General features: G+C 62.1%; 16 protein-coding genes. 3 read left to right on the top strand and 13 right to left on the bottom strand.

Annotation, left to right across the window (positions count from 1 at the left end):
- The first annotated feature begins 170 nt into the window (after positions 1-170).
- Together IE158_RS12005 and IE158_RS12010 are read left to right on the top strand one after the other, a co-directional pair.
- Positions 171-305: an FAD-dependent oxidoreductase gene (locus tag IE158_RS12005; RefSeq protein WP_189643949.1), complete on the top strand. Its 135-nt coding sequence runs from the start codon at positions 171-173 to the stop codon at positions 303-305.
- A gap of 221 nt (positions 306-526) precedes the next feature.
- Positions 527-685, top strand: a complete 159-nt coding sequence (locus tag IE158_RS12010) for a hypothetical protein (protein WP_189643950.1) — start codon at positions 527-529, stop codon at positions 683-685.
- A gap of 63 nt (positions 686-748) precedes the next feature.
- Here the strand turns inward: IE158_RS12010 and IE158_RS12015 are convergent, their stop codons facing one another.
- The 10 genes from IE158_RS12015 to IE158_RS13780 form a co-directional block, all read right to left on the bottom strand.
- Positions 749-1396, bottom strand: coding sequence for a response regulator (locus IE158_RS12015; RefSeq protein WP_189643951.1), 648 nt, complete (start codon positions 1394-1396; stop codon positions 749-751).
- Positions 1393-2571 (bottom strand): sensor histidine kinase, encoded by a 1179-nt coding sequence (locus IE158_RS12020; RefSeq protein ID WP_189643952.1) that lies wholly within the window; start codon positions 2569-2571, stop codon positions 1393-1395. Before IE158_RS12020 ends, IE158_RS12015 begins: the two co-directional genes overlap by 4 nt.
- Positions 2561-3286 carry an ABC transporter permease gene (locus tag IE158_RS12025; protein ID WP_308430688.1) on the bottom strand — a complete coding sequence of 242 codons (726 nt, stop codon included), beginning with the start codon at positions 3284-3286 and terminating at the stop codon, positions 2561-2563. The genes IE158_RS12020 and IE158_RS12025 overlap by 11 nt, the downstream gene beginning before the upstream one ends.
- Positions 3264-3977: an ABC transporter permease gene (locus tag IE158_RS12030; protein WP_189643954.1), complete on the bottom strand. Its 714-nt coding sequence runs from the start codon at positions 3975-3977 to the stop codon at positions 3264-3266. The genes IE158_RS12025 and IE158_RS12030 overlap by 23 nt, the downstream gene beginning before the upstream one ends.
- On the bottom strand, positions 3974-4870 hold the full coding sequence (locus IE158_RS12035; protein ID WP_189643955.1) for an ABC transporter ATP-binding protein: 897 nt from the start codon (positions 4868-4870) through the stop codon (positions 3974-3976). Before IE158_RS12035 ends, IE158_RS12030 begins: the two co-directional genes overlap by 4 nt.
- 346 nt (positions 4871-5216) lie before the next feature.
- The gene (locus IE158_RS12040; protein WP_189643956.1) at positions 5217-6116 is read right to left on the bottom strand and encodes a ParB/RepB/Spo0J family partition protein; all 900 of its coding nucleotides are present in this window, start codon (positions 6114-6116) and stop codon (positions 5217-5219) included.
- Positions 6113-6886 carry a ParA family protein gene (locus IE158_RS12045; RefSeq protein ID WP_189643957.1) on the bottom strand — a complete coding sequence of 258 codons (774 nt, stop codon included), beginning with the start codon at positions 6884-6886 and terminating at the stop codon, positions 6113-6115. The genes IE158_RS12040 and IE158_RS12045 overlap by 4 nt, the downstream gene beginning before the upstream one ends.
- 410 nt (positions 6887-7296) lie before the next feature.
- A complete protein-coding gene (locus IE158_RS12050) occupies positions 7297-9849 on the bottom strand; it encodes a polynucleotide kinase-phosphatase (RefSeq protein WP_189643958.1) in 2553 nt (850 codons plus the stop codon).
- Positions 9846-11249 carry a 3' terminal RNA ribose 2'-O-methyltransferase Hen1 gene (locus IE158_RS12055; protein WP_189643959.1) on the bottom strand — a complete coding sequence of 468 codons (1404 nt, stop codon included), beginning with the start codon at positions 11247-11249 and terminating at the stop codon, positions 9846-9848. The genes IE158_RS12050 and IE158_RS12055 overlap by 4 nt, the downstream gene beginning before the upstream one ends.
- A gap of 172 nt (positions 11250-11421) precedes the next feature.
- Positions 11422-11577 carry a 3-keto-5-aminohexanoate cleavage protein gene (locus tag IE158_RS13780; protein WP_373295843.1) on the bottom strand — a complete coding sequence of 52 codons (156 nt, stop codon included), beginning with the start codon at positions 11575-11577 and terminating at the stop codon, positions 11422-11424.
- A gap of 747 nt (positions 11578-12324) precedes the next feature.
- Here IE158_RS13780 and IE158_RS12065 point away from each other — a divergent pair.
- Positions 12325-13617, top strand: a complete 1293-nt coding sequence (locus IE158_RS12065) for a replication initiator protein A (protein WP_189643960.1) — start codon at positions 12325-12327, stop codon at positions 13615-13617.
- A gap of 552 nt (positions 13618-14169) precedes the next feature.
- Here the strand turns inward: IE158_RS12065 and IE158_RS13705 are convergent.
- The 3 genes from IE158_RS13705 to IE158_RS12070 all read right to left on the bottom strand — a co-directional run bounded on the left by IE158_RS13705 (position 14170) and on the right by IE158_RS12070 (position 15230).
- Positions 14170-14292: a hypothetical protein gene (locus tag IE158_RS13705; RefSeq protein WP_268248073.1), complete on the bottom strand. Its 123-nt coding sequence runs from the start codon at positions 14290-14292 to the stop codon at positions 14170-14172.
- Positions 14293-14388: 96 nt separating this feature from the next.
- A complete protein-coding gene (locus IE158_RS13710) occupies positions 14389-14514 on the bottom strand; it encodes a hypothetical protein (RefSeq protein ID WP_268248074.1) in 126 nt (41 codons plus the stop codon).
- A 146-nt stretch (positions 14515-14660) separates the two neighbouring features.
- Positions 14661-15230, bottom strand: coding sequence for a restriction endonuclease subunit S (locus IE158_RS12070; RefSeq protein WP_189643961.1), 570 nt, complete (start codon positions 15228-15230; stop codon positions 14661-14663).
- Between the last annotated feature and the right edge of the window lie 49 nt (positions 15231-15279).

The following is a 15279-nucleotide window of genomic DNA, read 5'->3' on the forward strand; positions in this document are numbered from 1 at the left end:
CTGGGTTAAACTGCTTAAAGCTACGGAATCTTCGAACGTAGCCTGAAGGATTTTCCGTACCACTACCATCAGGCTGGATTGCAAAGCTGGTTTTGCGGGACATTGACTTTCGGGGAGATGGAGGCTCATCTGGCGGCGCAATTCGCCTGGCAGGCAAAGGTCCATCAGCCATGACGCCACGCATTCTGATTGTCGGTGCTGGTATCGGTGGCCTGACCCTGGCGCAATGTCTCCAGCGAAGGAGTATCGAGTTCGACCTTGTAGAGCGGGCTTCACGGGCCGGGCCAGTGGGAGCAGGCATTTGACTGACATTGAGGGGGACTCCCGTCTCCGGGGCAACCAGTACGACACCAGGGATACTCTGTACCGCACTCGAGTCGATTTTTCCTCCTGACGCTATAAGGTCGGCGTGAACAGGTGCGTCACCTCGGTGATTCCAGCCTTTGCCTGGGTATCAAGGATGCCCCGAAGGCCCATCACCAGACTGACCAGGACGATCAGTCGTGGTAGGCATCAGTTGGTCCGGGTGAACGGCGTCGACGGGAACGTGCCGGGCAGCGACCATCTCACTCAGCTCCAGGGTGACCATGAGCAAAGCAGCCTTGCTACGGCAGTACGCCTGAATGCCATCAAAGCTCCGGAGCTGATTCAGATCGTTCAGGTCGAGTCCTTGCTGGCCCAATGATGCGACGTTGACGATGCGGCTTCCAGCAGGCATTTACGGCAGCAGGAGGCAGCTGAGCGTTGATCAATGGCTTCTCAGCCAGTCCTTGTGCCTCGCCACCTTGACAGCCTCCAGCCGATCGGCCGCGCCTAGCTTATGTAATATTCGTGCCACATGTACTTTTACTGTGTTCTCGCTAATCCCCAGTGCCAGCGCAATGCGCTTGTTGCCCATGCCACGGGCGATAAGGGCCAGCACTTCGGCCTCGCGGGGCGTCAGGGCTTCAGCGGGATGGGCTTCCAGAGTCATAGGTGTCATTCCGGATATCACGGCCGATAGGGTTTCCGAGACCAGCGGCTGAATATACCTTTCCCTCGCCGCTACCCGGCGCACTGCCTGCGCAATCTCAGCAGCGTCGGCGTCCTTGAGCAGAAAACCTCGCGCCCCAGCCGCCAGCCCGGCCGAGATGTCGCGCTCGTCGTCAAAGGTGGTGAGCAGAATCAGGCCCGGCGTGCGGTGGCCCGCCAGGGCCCGGCAGACCTCTATGCCCGACATCCCCGGCATGCGGATGTCCAGCAGCACCGCGTCAGCCCTATTCTCTTTCAACCAATGCAGGCAATCCAGGCCGCTCGCCGCCTCGCCTACCACGGCCATGTCCTTCTCGTACGCCAGCAGGGAGCGCAGCCCCGCCCGCACCAGCGGCTGGTCGTCTACCAGCAGTACGCGAATCATGGTTGCACCGGAAGATGCAGACTCAGTCGGAAGCACCCGCCCTCACGCCCAGCACTGAAGGTGCCGCCCAGCTCCGTAACGCGCTCACGCAGTCCGGCCAGCCCCAGACCGGCGGGATCACCCAGGGCTGGCCCAGCAGTATTGATGGCTTCCAGGCGTACGCCATCCTCATCAAAGTGCAAGTTCAGCGTCAGCAGATGCCCTGGTGCGTGTTTCAGTGCGTTGGACAGGCTCTCCTGCGCGGCGCGGTAGAGGGTCAGGCGCTGGGCCTCATTCAGGGGGAGTTCCTGACCCTGAACAGCGAATGTCACGCCAGGCCGTTCCAGCAGTTTGTCCACTGCGTCCACCAGATTTCTTTCGCCACTGAGAGGCCGTAGCAGCCGCACTGCGCTGCGCAGGTCACTCACGGCGGCGGCGTTGCTCTCTTCCAGGGTGGACAGGGTTGCCCTTGCTCCCGGCGACAAGTCCTGCCGTGCCAGCACCTGCAAATTGAGCCGCGCCGTCATCAGGTGGTGGCCCAACGTGTCGTGCAGCTCCCGCGAAATCCGCGCCCGTTCGGAGAGGCTGGCAAACTCAAGATGGGCTTCTGACAGCGCTGCCAGGTTGCGCCGCAGCAGCGCCTCCCGGTAGGCGAATTCAAAGGCGGTGAGCGTGTAGAAGTTGACCACCAGCGCAAAGCCCAGCCACCACGGAAGCAGCGCCAGCCAGCGGCCCCAGTCGGGCGCGGCGTGGGCGTTGACGAAGTGGTTGAGAAACGCATCCAGTGCTGTAACGGGCACACTGACCAACAGCGACACCAGCAGTGTGCGCCGAAAGCTCAGCCAGACACGCAGCAGGAGCGGTAGAACGGCCAGCAGCAAAGAGAGCGGGTAGAACTGGGCGTAAAACGCGGTCAGGGCGAGGGCCGCGCCCCCCAGCGCCCATAACTCCTGCCCCGCACGTTGACCGGGCCGCAAAGCCCAGACGATGAGGGAAAACGCCAACGCCGCGGCCAGCAACCGCACCGTGATTTCGGCGGGGTCGGTCACCGGCAGCGTTTGCATGTCCAGCCGCAGTGGGGGAAACACCAGGGTAAACAGCAGGATGGGCAGCAGGTTCAGCCCGCTGAACAGTACGGCGGCGCGGGCGGTGGGACGCTCGGCATACCATTCGTGCCACCAGTGTTCAAACTTCACGGCGCTCGGCCTCCCTTACAGTGAGTAGGGCAAACGCCACCCCCAGTCCCACCGATATGAGGAGGAGCCTCAGCGCTGACCCACCGTCCGGCGGCTGCGCAGCCAGAATCGGCAGCGACCAGGGCCACCAGGGAGACAGGAGCGGCTGGCTCAGCCCTGCGAAGGCAAGCAGGATTTCAGCGGCCCCTAGGCCCAGAGGCACCAGAAAGTTGGAGAAACGCAGCGCCGCCCACATGCTCAGGCCGAGCAGCCCCAGCGACGCCAGCCAGCCGCGTCCCAGGTCACACGCGAACTGTGTCCAGTTCGGCGTGCCGGAAAGTGGAAGCAGGGCACTGCTCAGGGCCGTCATGCCTCCCATAATGACCATCATTAGCAGGGATAACCCCAGCAGGAGCAACCCCAGCGGAAGCAGCCCTTCATGGCGAGGACGCGGTGCAGCGAATATCAGCCGCCAACCGCCGCTGTACCCTTCCAGCCCGGTCAACTGTGCGGCGAGCAGGCCCAGCACCAGCGGTTCCAGCAGTAGAAACCATGTCACCTGCGCATTGCCCAGAGGCTCTGCCCAATCTCTCCCACGAAACCCTGTGGCGGTAAACCAACCCAGATTGACAGCAGCCGGCACAAGCGGAAGGCCCAGTACGGCTGGCCAGACCAGTGTACGGCGCAGTTTCAGAACCTCTAGCTGCAGCAGCTTAAGCATCTTGCCTCCGCACATGCTGCAGACTCAGGGCCCAACAAGCAAGGGCCACCACCACACTCACCGCACCCGGGAACTGGAGGTCTTTTCCATCCTGGCCCGGCAACGACAGCAGCGTGGGAAAGGTCCAGGGCCACCAGGGGCCGAAGCTATCGGAATTGATGCCCATAAAGCCAACCACCATCCCCGCCATGCCCAGACCGATGGGCGCAAGAAAGCTGGGAAAGCGTAGCGCGGTAAGAAACAGCACGAGCAAAAGCTCCACGCTCCCCACCCAGCCGCGCAATCCCCCCCATACGAACGCCGCCCAGTCCGGCGAGCCCGTGAGAGACGGCAGACTAAGGGCGCTGAGGCCGACGCTCAGCAGCATTAGAGTGGCCATGACGAGACTCAGAAACAGCAACAGCACCATCTTGGCGTACGGGACGCTTCTCCGTGGCCGCGGCGCGGCGAAATTCAGCCGCCAGCCTCCGCCGCTGTGTTCCGACCCCAGCACCCACGCCACGAGTAGACTCAGCACCAGCGGCATCAGCATCAGGTGCCAGGTGTTCAGACCATTTTGCAGAACGTCGGCCCACTCCGCCTTCTGGAAACGCTCTGAGTGGTGAATCACCGTGTTCATCACTGCCGGAACAAGTGGAAGGCTCAGTGCTACTGGCCAGACCAACGTGCGCCGCAGCTTCAGGAACTCCAGTTTCAGCAGCCTCATGCCTGGACCCCCGTCAGTGCGAAGTACCGGTCTTCGAGGCGTCCCCCACTGCGGGTCAGGCTCTGCCAGTTCAGGCCAGCGGCCAGCAGGGCGCGGGCCACGCGGGCCTGGTCGGCGGCTGGTGGGAGATGCAGGGTGTCGCCCAGGCGGGTGAGGGTGAACCCGGCCTCTGTCAGCACTTTTTCAGCCTCCTGCGCCCGATCACAGACCACTTCCAGCCGCTCCCCGGCCCCAGCGCGAAACTCTTCCAGGCTACCCTGGAATACCAGTTGTCCGCCTCGCATCACGCCCAGATGAGTGGCGAACCGCCCCACCTCGCCCAGCAGGTGACTTGATACCACCACCGTATGCCCGCGCTCCCGCAGCCGGACCAGTAGGCCACGCATTTCCTCCATGCCCTGTGGGTCAAGGCCATTTTGCGGTTCGTCCAGAATCAGGCTACGGGGGTTGCCCACCAGCGTCATGGCGATGCCCAGGCGCTGTTTCATGCCCAGCGAGTAGGTGCGGGCGGGGCGGCGGGCGGCGTCGCTCAGGCGCACCAGTTCCAGCAGCTCGGCGTGGTCGGCGGTGCTGGCCCCACGCAGGCCGCTGGCAACTTGCAGGTTCTCGCGGGCCGTCAGGTTGGGATAGAAGGCAGGCGAGTCGATCATGCCCGCCACCTGGCGGCGTGCGGTGGGCTGTCGGGCGTCCTGGCCGTCGATCAGGCACGCGCCGGAGGTGGGACGCGACAGGGCCAGCAGGCAGCGCAGCGTGGTCGTCTTGCCCGCGCCGTTTGGCCCCAGTAGGCCGTACAGCGAGCCGGGCGGGACTTGCAGGTTCACATTCCTGACGACAGCCCTGCCCGCGTAGCTTTTACTGAGGGCCTGTGTTTGTAGAGGCAAGGTGGGTGACATGTCCTTAGCTTGGAGGGGCAGGTCACCCGGTCGCGTCACTCTGTGGGATTACCAGGGAGTACTCTGGGTTGAAGGATGGCACGCCGTTGCGAGGGTGCCTCAAAAACGGCACCAGTCGTTTCACGAACCTCAGCTTCACTCAGCCCGCCTACTCCAAACGGGCAAACTCATCCGGAGTTTGTCTGGGCAGCGATGTGTGTGACCTTGCCTCGCCGTCATCTGTAGGCCAGATGTCAAGCACCAGACGCAGAGACGAGCGGCACACCAGGCGTAATCCCACTTGAAGGAGGCTCGGAGATCACGGAGGCCATATACCGGAAACCAGATGGCCACCCATCCTCGGGAATCAATTTTCTTCCACAAGCTTGGCCAGCTCGGCGAGCAGCCGACTTGCTTTCTCCTGCTTCCGGGTATCCAAAGCCATCAGCCTTTCAGGGTCTACCCTTCCGCTGAGGTGCGACCATTGCCGGACCAGATCAGGCTTCTGCTCTCCCCTGCCGGCCTGCGAACTCTTCGCTTCCCGAATGGCCTGCTGCACCTGCCTGCGGCTCCACTCGCCAGAGACAACTTTAGGCAGCCAGTCTCGCTGCTGCTCTGGAGTGGCGGCCCTGAGGGCAAGAACTGCAGAGTAGGAAGCGCCCTGCTCGATGGCCGTCACCAGTGCCTGCGGCAACCGGAGCAGCGCCAAGTAGTTCCGCTTGTAGCTCTGATAGGTCAGTTCCTTGTTGACCAGGCCCAGGGCACCGGACAGCACCCGCAAGGTCTCCTCCGGCGGATGATTGGCTCCCAACTCCTTTTGGACTTCTTCCGCATCTCGTCCCAGCTCCAGGGCCGTCAGATCGAGGACAGCCCTCGCCACCTCATAGGCATTGAGGTCTTCCCGCTGGAGATTCTCCTGCAACCCGTAGATCCGGGCCTGCCGGTCCGTCAGTTCGTGAATCATCGCCGGGATCGTGGTCTCCCCTGCCACCTGACTGGCGCGCAGGCGTCGTTCTCCCGCCACCAGCTGAAACTGCTGTTCCCCCAGCTGCCGGACCACCACCGGTTGAAGTACTCCATTGGCCTGGATGTCAGCCGCGAGTTCGTCAATGGCCTGGAAGTCACGGCGGGCCTGATAAGGTGACGGCTCAATCTGCTCCAGTGGGATGTAGCGGACGGGCCGGTTCCTGCGCTCCGATTCGCGGATGCTGTCCGTCGCCTGCTGGGCGCGGGCACGGGCGGCTGCCAGGGCACTGTTTCTGGTCATGCGTCACCTACCCGCTGCAGCAAAGCGTCGGTAGCCTGAATGATCTCAGCGCGCGCGTCGGCTTCGTCCTTAGAACTGCCATCAATCGGCCGCCCAGCGTTCTGGCAATTGGCGTAGATGGCTGGCCGCAGCACCATCGGACCGGTGAGCTGATCCCCCAGCATCTCCTGATACACCTCCATGACTTCCCGCGACGCCTTGGTCTGGTTCATGTGGGTCACCAGATACATCGCCACTTTCAAACCGGGATTGGTCCGGCTGTATTCCCCGATCATCTCCTGGACCCCAGGCAGCGCATCCAGACCTTTGAGTGTGGGAGGCAGGGGCACGATGACCCAGTCCGCGGCGTTGGCCGCATTGGCCGTCATCTTCCCGAGACTCGGAGGAGCGTCCAGCAGAATGTAGTCGTAGCGGCCACTCGCACGCACGGCGTCGATGGCCACCTTGAGACGGCCCTCGGGGTTGGTCATTCCACCCAGCTGTCCCTCGGTCCGGGCCAGTGAGAGGTGACTGGGGATCAGATGCATGCCGTAAGCTTCCAGCGGCTCAGGCAACGGCGAATAGTCCGCCAGAGCGGCCTGCACGGTCTGCTCCGGTGTGATTTCGTATTTTCCTAGCCAGCTGGTGAGGTTAGCCTGGGGGTCGAGATCAATCAGAAGGACCCGTTTGCCACGCCTTGCCAGCTCATACCCCAGGTCGCGGGTGGTACTGGTTTTCCCTGCCCCACCCGCGTGGATGAACAGCATGATCACTCTGGTCTGATGGCTCATGACTCCATTATGGGTGAAGGGTCCCAGGTGCGGATACCGGTATCCGCACCTGGGGCTGGAAGGGGAGAGGTGACGCAGCAGGCTTCAGAGGCATCTCAGCGGTGCGGCTGCGGCGACGTCAACGGAACTGAGCGCAGGCGCATTATCCCTATCTATAGCCCGCCTACTCCTCTCTTAAGAGGAAGGTCTGATGGCACTGAAGCGTCGGCATGTACCGTACGGAGACCACCTTTCAACCAACGACGCCGACTCTTGCTGTTCTCACCAGCTGGTCAACTCTGATAGTCGCTTCAGGGTGATGGAGGCTCAGTCAGTCTGAAAGCAGGTGGCACAATGGCAGCCTTTCATCTCCCATAAAAACCCGGCGAATACTCGCGCTTTCCAGTGGTTTCTGCCGGCAGCCAATAAAGTTACAGTCGTGCGTCCATTCTCCCCTGCTCCAGCGCCAATACACCCAGAGCGTAGGGGTGGTAGTTGTCGTAACGGTCACCTGCCGCTAGTCGCTCCAGCCCCTCCAAGCCCAGACGGAACTCCTGTAGGGCGCGGGTGCGCTTGCCTTTGAGGGCGCGTTCCAGCAGACGGATGAGGTTGCTTGGGCGCGTATATTCCGGCCCGTAGATCATCCGCAGATACTCCGGCCCCCGTACCTTGAGCGCAGGTTGTACGCCGCGCGGTGGCAGAAAATCCAGCGGCTTGACCACCATGCCTTCGCCGCCGCCGGCTGTCAGGGCGGTCCACCAGCCCGTAGCTGCGGCTACCGAAGATGGGTCAGACAGGTCGGCCAACTGATAAGCCGTTTTCCCAAACAGTTGTGGGTCGGCCCCACTTAGCTCCGCCAGCTTCTGCAAGTGCCATAGATGGCTTTGCTCGAAGAAGGTCTGCCCCTCTGCCGCCAGGAGATGGAAGGGGCGGAACTGCACGTCCTGCGGGCCTTCGCTGCGGCGCACGTAACGCCGGTAAGCGGCGCGGTAGTGTTCAAGGTGGCTCAGGCGCTCCTGGGTGCGCTCCAGCACTTCCTTAAGCGGTAAACCCCGTGCTACACCTTCCGCCAGTGCAGCAGTGCTGCCGCTGAGGCCTGCCAAGCCTGCCGCGCCCACCGCCGCGTACTGCTCTCGAATCAGCTCCTCGGCTTTGAGGCTCCACGGCAGCAGTTCAGTGTCCAGCAGCAGCCAGTCGGTGCTCAGGCTATCCCAGAGGCCAGCTTGTGTAGCGGCTTGAGCGGTCCGCGTCAGAACGTCGTGTTCCCAGTCAGATGCGAAAAAGCGCTGACCGGTGCGGGTATAGACCGTGCCCAGTGTGCCCGCAAGCGCATCTCCAAAACGGCGCTGGGCGGCGGCCTCGTCGCGGCAGAGCAGCAGCACCGCGCGGCTACCCATATGCTTCTCCTGGCAGATGACCGTCTCTACCCCGTGCTTGCGAAAGTAGTTGAACGCCTGCGCGGGATGTTCCAGCAGCCCCAGTTCCAGCGCCTGCGGACTGGTCGCTACCGGACTCATGGTGGGCGGCAAATAGGCGCACAGCCGCGGGTCTACGCCGTGCATGGAATACACCGAGACCGCGTCGGGACGGCTGGCCGCAGGCACCCGGATTTGGCCCCCAGCGCGGGTGTCCAGCGTGTAGCTGCTGAAAAAAGTGGCGAGGTCGAACAGTGCCGCTGGCTGTGCCTCGGTGGGAGCCACCGCCAGCTGAGTCATTGAAGCAGGCGGCGCAGCATATATGGCCGCAGCGGGGACACTCACGGTTTCTCCTTCTGGATAGCGCAGCGCGGTCAATGAACCGCCGAAAACACAGCCGGTGTCGATATTGACGGTGTTGCGCACGCGGCGCACCCCAGCTACAGGGGTATGGCCATAGACCACCAGCGCCGCACCGTCATACTCGGCGGCCCAGTCACGGCGCAGCGGTAGACCTGCCGCGTCCACGCTACCGTCTACGTCGCCATACAGCGCAAAGGACCGTACTCGCGCCGAAGCCCGCCCCTGATAGCGCTCAGGCAGGCCCGCGTGTGCGACGACCACACGGCCCTCGTCGAGGACCAGGTGCGACACCATGCCGCTCAGAAATCCACGCACCGCCCCCTGAAATTCGGCAGGTTGTGCGGACAACTGTTCCAGCGTGGCACCAAGATCAGCCGGCCACTGGCCCGTACCACGGGCTTTGAGGGCCTGCGCCAGTTTGTCGTCGTGGTTGCCTGGTACGGCTAGCGCCGCCCCTCCCTGCACCATGTCCATGACCAGCTGCAGTACGCCTACGCTGTCAGGGCCACGGTCAATCAGGTCACCCACGAATACGGCGCGGCGGCCTTCCGGGTGAGCGTAGCCTGCTTCACCCCGCAAATACCCCAGGCTCTCCAGCAAGGTTTCCAGTTCCTCGCGGCAGCCATGAACATCGCCGATGAAGTCGAACGGTCCGCGCAACTCACGGCGGTCCGGAAACAGCGGCGTGCGCTCCAGCTGCGCTGCCTCAGCCTCAGCCTCACTGCGGAGGGTCCAGACATGCCTCAACCCCTCCCCTGCCAGGCCACGCAGCCCACGCCGCAGCTCGCCCTGCTGCCGCTGGATGACTTTGGCCGCGAAATCACGCTCCCGCCGCTCGGCGTGGCGTGCCAGCAGCTCTTCCAACGGCAAATCCAGCACGATGCCTACCGCCAACAGGTCGTGAGCACGGGCCAGTGCAATAGCCCGTTTACGGTCAGCGGCACGAACGTGGGTGGCGTCAATCACCGTGAGGAGGCCGCGTGCCAGGCGTTTGTCAGCCAGCGCATACAGCAGCTCAAAAGCATCGGCGGTCGCAGAACCGTCCGTTTCATCATCCGACACCAGCGCACGGAAATGGTCGCTGCTGAGCACCTCGGTGGGCTTGAAATGCCGTGCCGCAAAGCTGCTTTTCCCTGCCGAAGATGCGCCCATCAAGAGGACCAGCGCGGGTGCAGGCAATTGAATGGTGGTGGGCGTCGTGATCATGCGGTGTCTCCTTGGGCGTGTTCTGTTTCGGTTCTGCGGCGGAAGACAGCCATCTGCGTGATGTGGCCATGGTCGGGGTGCTCCGCGCCGACTCCGCTGATGGCAGCGCGGTACGGGTACCGCCGCTCGATTTCATGCACCCAGGCAGCGAATTCGGCACGGGTCCACTCGAAGCGGTGATCGCTGTGCCGCAGGCCAGCTTCCGCGCCGAAGACCTGGTTATACTCGGCATTCGGTGTGGTCACGACTAGCGCACGCGGGGCCACCCCGCCGAAGACCTGCGCAGTCACGGCAGGTAAGCGGTGCGGTTCCAAGTGCTCAATCACTTCGACCAGCGCCGCCAGGTCAAAGCCATGCAGCCGCGAATCGGGATAAGTGAGGCTGCCCTGCCATAAAGTCACCCGCGCCGCGACTTCGGGCCGCTCATGCAGATGCAACCGCTCGGCCGCTCGGCGCAGGCTCTGGGCACTCAGGTCCATGCCTACGATGGGCCGAAAGACGCTGCTGCGGACCAAACGCCAGAGCAGTTCGCCTTCACCGCAGCCCAGGTCCAGCACGCTCACATTCGGCTGGCCGGCTTCGGCGGCCAGAGCCTGAAGCTGCTCAGCCACCGCGTCCAGCCGTCCCACATGTGCCCGCTCGACAGGTTCTGGGGCAGCGGTGCCTTCTTCCGCCCACCAGCCCTCGCGCACCTGCCCGACCAGCGGGGCAAAGCGCAGGTAGCCGCGTAGGATGGCTTCACGGGCGGGATGGGTCGGCAGCCAATCTGCCGTGTACCGTTCCAACTTCTCGATTTCGGCCTCATTCACGAAGTAGTGCTTGCGGCCATCCAGCGCAGGCAGCAGCACATAGAGGTGCGCTAGCAGGTCTTGCAGCCTGACTGTGCTGCGTAAGCGGAGCGAGACATAACTCACCTCGTCCCACTCTGGATAATCCGGGTCCAGCGGGATAGGTGTCGCGGTGACCGCGTAGCCCAGCGGTCCGAAAAATTCCTCGGCTTGTCCCTCACCACGCACAGCCACGGCAGGCAACTCCACGTCAAAGTCCAGTGCCTGGGCCGCCAACTCGGGCCGCTCCTTGCTGCGCCCGCTCATCGCTGTACCGAACGCGTCCTTAAGAGCCACCGCCATGAAGCTGCCTGACACGTAGGGGCGATCATTCACATAGGGTTCCAGTGGAGCTGTAGTCGCACTCGCACCCCGTTCCACCTGCCGTGAGAGGGCCACCGGATCTACTTCCAGCTGCAGGACCGCGGTGCAACGGTCTGGGGCAATGTGCGGGAAAAAAAGCTGCGACTGCCCGAACGAGAGGGTGCGCGTAAAGGTGCGATCCGGGTGCTTATGTAACAGGTAGCCCAGGTCAGTAGCGGGTGAGTAATGAAGGGTGAGCCGCAGCAGCATGGCTCAGGTTATTACGATTCCGATTGAGTCATTTACATGGTTCAATCGGAGGGGAACAGATCGGAAAGCCTCGGGAGTCTGCGGCAGGGCTGGGCCAAAGGGAGGATTCGACATCGCCATCAGGGCTATTCACGATACGGCCGAAGGACAACACAGCAACTATGAAATTGGATCAAACTTGCGCCATGAGCCGCACGGCAGCCCGGTAAAGCTCCAGATTGCTGGCAGGCCTCTGATCTGGCAGGAGCGAGGTATCTGCGAAACCGATACGACTGCCAAGTCCGAGCGCCGCAGCCCGCCTCAGCACGGGCCAGGTAGCGGCTTCCATGCCATGAGCCAGACGGGGAATGTCGGCTCGCAGGTCGCCCAGTTCGGCCGGGAGAGCATCGAACTCAGTGATGGCGGCCGCCAGGTTGTCAGAGAGCGGCTCCAGTAGAATGCGCCGCCAGTCGAGTTCACTTGGCGTATGGGCATGCTCAGGCAGTTCGCCTATGTGACCACAATCTCAGTTCTCTCGGGAGCCATCCCATGACAAATACACACGGCGTGCGTCCCGTTTCCGTGTCCAGTCGATGTGGCAAGTGGCAGGTGGCAGGGAAGAGGGGGGGCATGGTGAAACTATGCCCCTGGCTGCTCCCTGGACGCTTCTACCCCTGCTGATGCTGAGTTACCGGAACAGATGCTGCAGGACCAACCCAGAACGGCCAGATACCTCAGATGAGTCACCGGAATACCTCAAACGAGTCACCGGAATACCTCAGATAGGTCACCGAAACACCTCAAACGAGTCACTGGAATGCCTCAGATAGGTCACCAGGAAGGAGCAAAAGGGGAGCTACAGGGCGATTCTCGCAGCCCAGATGGTGACTCATCTGAGGGAAAGTGGTGACCTGTTTGAGGGAAAGTGGTGACCTGTTTGAGGGAAAGTGGTGACTCGTTTGAGGGAAAGTGGTGACTCGTTTGAGGTATAGCTGGGGTAGGCCACTGTCCTGGACGGCGTATAAGGCCCGTATAACGGCCCCCTGATTGATCAATCAAATCAATAATTCTTTCTTTGATTGTAAAATCAATCAAGGTGGATATCCGCATCAACGAAATGGACCTCACCCGCGCGGGTGTGATCAGTGTGCAGCGCACTTTGCCGAGTACTGAGACCAACTGGCAGGTGGACTACTCCATCGGCGAGGTCATGTACCGCGTGCAGGGGAATGCCTTCTACGGCAGGCCCCATGGCCAGGATGCCGACGTTTTGCTGGCCATTCAGACGCTTTTCTTCCGGGCAGGCTGTCCGGACAACAACTCCATTCAGGTGATGGGCTCGGCCCTGCTCGCCATGAGTGGCCACCCGAAGACCGGTCAGTACTACACCCGCCTCCGTGAGTCTCTGCTGCGTCTGTGGGGTGTGAAATGGACCATGACGCGGACCCGCTGGGACGAGAAGCAGGAACGTCATAAGGGAGATACGACCGCGACCAGCCTGATTGCCGAGTTGCGCCTGGTGGATCAGTCGACCGGAGAACACCGTCCGTTCGAGACCCGCGAGTTGAGTGAAGTGTCACCTATCGAGATCACCCTGATTCCCAGCTTCGCCGCGTCTATCCGGGCGGGTCTGTTTCAGATGCTCGATGCCGAACTGCTTTCCCGGCTCGGGCAGCCGCAGGCCCGCAGCCTTTACCGGGTGCTGCAGGCCCACCGGGTCAGCAGTGACGGTTCGCTTCTGACGGAAATCACGTTCGCCGTCAAGGACTGGTTCAACGCCTGCGGCCTGGAAGACGAGAGGACCGACAACGCCAAGCGGATGCTCGATCTGGCGCACGACCGTTTGAAGCAGGAGGGTTACCTGCATGACGTGATCTATTCCGGGCGTGGCAGAGCAGGGAAGATCAACTACGTGTTCTTGGCTGCGCCTCAGCCCGAGATGGTGGACCAGCTGCTGGAACGGGGAATCACGCGCCCGGTGGCCGAAGCGCTGGCCGCGGACCATCCACTGCGCATTCGGCCAGCGCTGAAGGTCGTGGATGAACGGCTGGCCACCGGCTGGAAGCCCCGTTCGCTGGCTGCATCGATCGTCGACGCGATCCGCAATCCCAAGAAATGGGGCTACGTTGCCTCTGAGAGCGCCGTGAAGGCCCCGGAGAAGAAGAAAGCAGGGAAGAGGTCGTCTGAGGACGTGGAGGCCCCTTCAGATCCAAGAGAGACAGCAATGACCATCCTCGGGCTGCACCTGCGCCGTGCTCCGTCGGATGCTGCCATCAAGGCGCTGGGGGAACTTGATGCCCTAGAACTGGAAGCCCTGCTGACTGCTCTGAGGAAGGAAAAAGCGGAGGCCCTGCGGATGGCCGAGGTCATCTTGATGGCGGAGTTGTAACAGCGCCAGATAGAGAGCATGTTCAGTCATTCAACGGTGGGACAGATTTTGACGTCTAGAACGCCTATTCCAGGCAAAACTGGGCGAAGTGCCACCGTCTTTTTCTCTCAATTGGGCGAAGTGCCACCGGTAACTGCATGATTCATGCTGAGGGGCGAACAAAACTTCGTTCAGGACGGCGAAAATTCCAAAAGGGAACAAAGTGCCACCGTGAAATGTACCACCGTGAAAATCCAAAAAGGGAACAAAGTGCCACCGTGAAATGCCGGGTTTTCCACAGGCAGCGGCCGCATATTGCCCGTTTCGGGGAGCCTCTGGGTGCAAAAGGGAACAAAGTGCCACCGTGAAAATCCGAAGAGGGAACAAAGTGCCACCGGTGACCCAGTGAAAACAAGGTGATGATGCACTCAGTTTAGGTAGATTTCATCTGCGGACTGCTCCGGCTGCAGCTCTGCCCAGCGCCCCAGGAAGGCCCTGCGGGCTTCTTGCGGGGTCAGAGGACTGCCTTCAGCCAGCAGTGGGCTTTGAAGCGTTCCCGAGGCTGGCATTTTCCTAGGAACCGGCCCAGTTCCCGGCCAGAGTGCCCAGCAGTCCCTCCGTTTCTGGCACGTTGTCCACATCGGTGACGGTCAGCCACTGGGTGTAAGTGACGCGGTTCAGGTCATGGGCGAGCATATCTGCGAAAAAGCCGCCCTCCTGCTGGAAGGCGGCTGAGGCTGGGGGCGAGGAGCAGTGGCCAGCGACCTTTGCGCCTGCTCGTTCTCGGGGCGGTCACTCGGTGAAGGCGATGGAGTAGTAGGGCTTGCCGGCGACATTGACGGGCCGAACGGTCGAGTTCCACTTGGTGTTCAGATACGCCTGCTGCTCCGGAGTGGGCGCGGTTTCCGTCACCATCATTGCATTGTGTAAGTTTCCGTACCCTGCCTGCCTCGCCTACTCAAGTCACCGCCGTTCTGACTGGTCAGAACAAAGCGGACGGATGCTGGGGTGGGAGCAGTGCAGGGTACCCCTGCATGGGATTCACAGAGGGGCTGAGGCCAGCTTCAATCCTCGTCGCCGAACAGCGGAGTTTGCCGGGTTCCACTGGCCCGCTCCATGCCCATAGCCTCCAGCTGCTGCATTGCGTCTTCGTAGCTGACTGCGGCGGGAATCTCTGACTTATTCGCTACCTTACGTGGCCTGCCGGGCTGCTTCTTGGGCTTGGCTTCCGCATCCGCCGCTGCTTTCCCCTGATCTTGAGCTTCAGCCGCTTTCTTATCCGCTGCCTTGCGTCCCACTCCACGCCCACGTTTCCTCGGTCCCTGTGCCGCTTGCTGCGCCCGAATGCGTTCCAGCAGCACCGCCGCCGGTTCGTCGTTCGGGTCTTGCGGCACCAGTTCGCCCCGGAAGGCCTTTTGCAGTAGCGCAGGCGTGAGCGAGTCGAAGGACTTCACCGCCGTCGCGTACTGGCGTTCCAGCGCGTCTACACGGGCGAAGAGAAGTTCCACACGGCGCACGATTTCGGCTTGCTCGGGGAGTGGGGGGCAAGGAAGTTCGTAATTCTTCAAAATCGCCTGTGAAATGTTTGGCTGCGCTCCACCCTGGCCTAGAGCAATTGGTAGTGGCTGTACCAACGTGATCTACTGACAGGATGCCGGAGTGCCCAGCCTGTCAAAGCACACA

This window comes from Deinococcus piscis (assembly GCF_014653275.1).
Lineage (GTDB): Bacteria > Deinococcota > Deinococci > Deinococcales > Deinococcaceae > Deinococcus > Deinococcus piscis.

Bases quoted from the DNA above. Each gene is read 5' to 3' on its own strand.
- IE158_RS12005 (WP_189643949.1), top strand. From the start codon at position 171: ATGACGCCACGCATTCTGATTGTCGGTGCTGGTATCGGTGGCCTGACC.
- IE158_RS12015 (WP_189643951.1), bottom strand. From the start codon at position 1,396: ATGATTCGCGTACTGCTGGTAGACGACCAGCCGCTGGTGCGGGCGGGG.
- IE158_RS12025 (WP_308430688.1), bottom strand. From the start codon at position 3,286: ATGTGCGGAGGCAAGATGCTTAAGCTGCTGCAGCTAGAGGTTCTGAAA.
- IE158_RS12030 (WP_189643954.1), bottom strand. From the start codon at position 3,977: ATGAGGCTGCTGAAACTGGAGTTCCTGAAGCTGCGGCGCACGTTGGTC.
- IE158_RS12035 (WP_189643955.1), bottom strand. From the start codon at position 4,870: ATGTCACCCACCTTGCCTCTACAAACACAGGCCCTCAGTAAAAGCTAC.
- IE158_RS12040 (WP_189643956.1), bottom strand. From the start codon at position 6,116: ATGACCAGAAACAGTGCCCTGGCAGCCGCCCGTGCCCGCGCCCAGCAG.
- IE158_RS12045 (WP_189643957.1), bottom strand. From the start codon at position 6,886: ATGAGCCATCAGACCAGAGTGATCATGCTGTTCATCCACGCGGGTGGG.
- IE158_RS12050 (WP_189643958.1), bottom strand. From the start codon at position 9,849: ATGATCACGACGCCCACCACCATTCAATTGCCTGCACCCGCGCTGGTC.
- IE158_RS12055 (WP_189643959.1), bottom strand. From the start codon at position 11,249: ATGCTGCTGCGGCTCACCCTTCATTACTCACCCGCTACTGACCTGGGC.
- IE158_RS13780 (WP_373295843.1), bottom strand. From the start codon at position 11,577: ATGGAAGCCGCTACCTGGCCCGTGCTGAGGCGGGCTGCGGCGCTCGGA.
- IE158_RS13705 (WP_268248073.1), bottom strand. From the start codon at position 14,292: ATGCTCGCCCATGACCTGAACCGCGTCACTTACACCCAGTGGCTGACC.
- IE158_RS13710 (WP_268248074.1), bottom strand. From the start codon at position 14,514: ATGATGGTGACGGAAACCGCGCCCACTCCGGAGCAGCAGGCGTATCTG.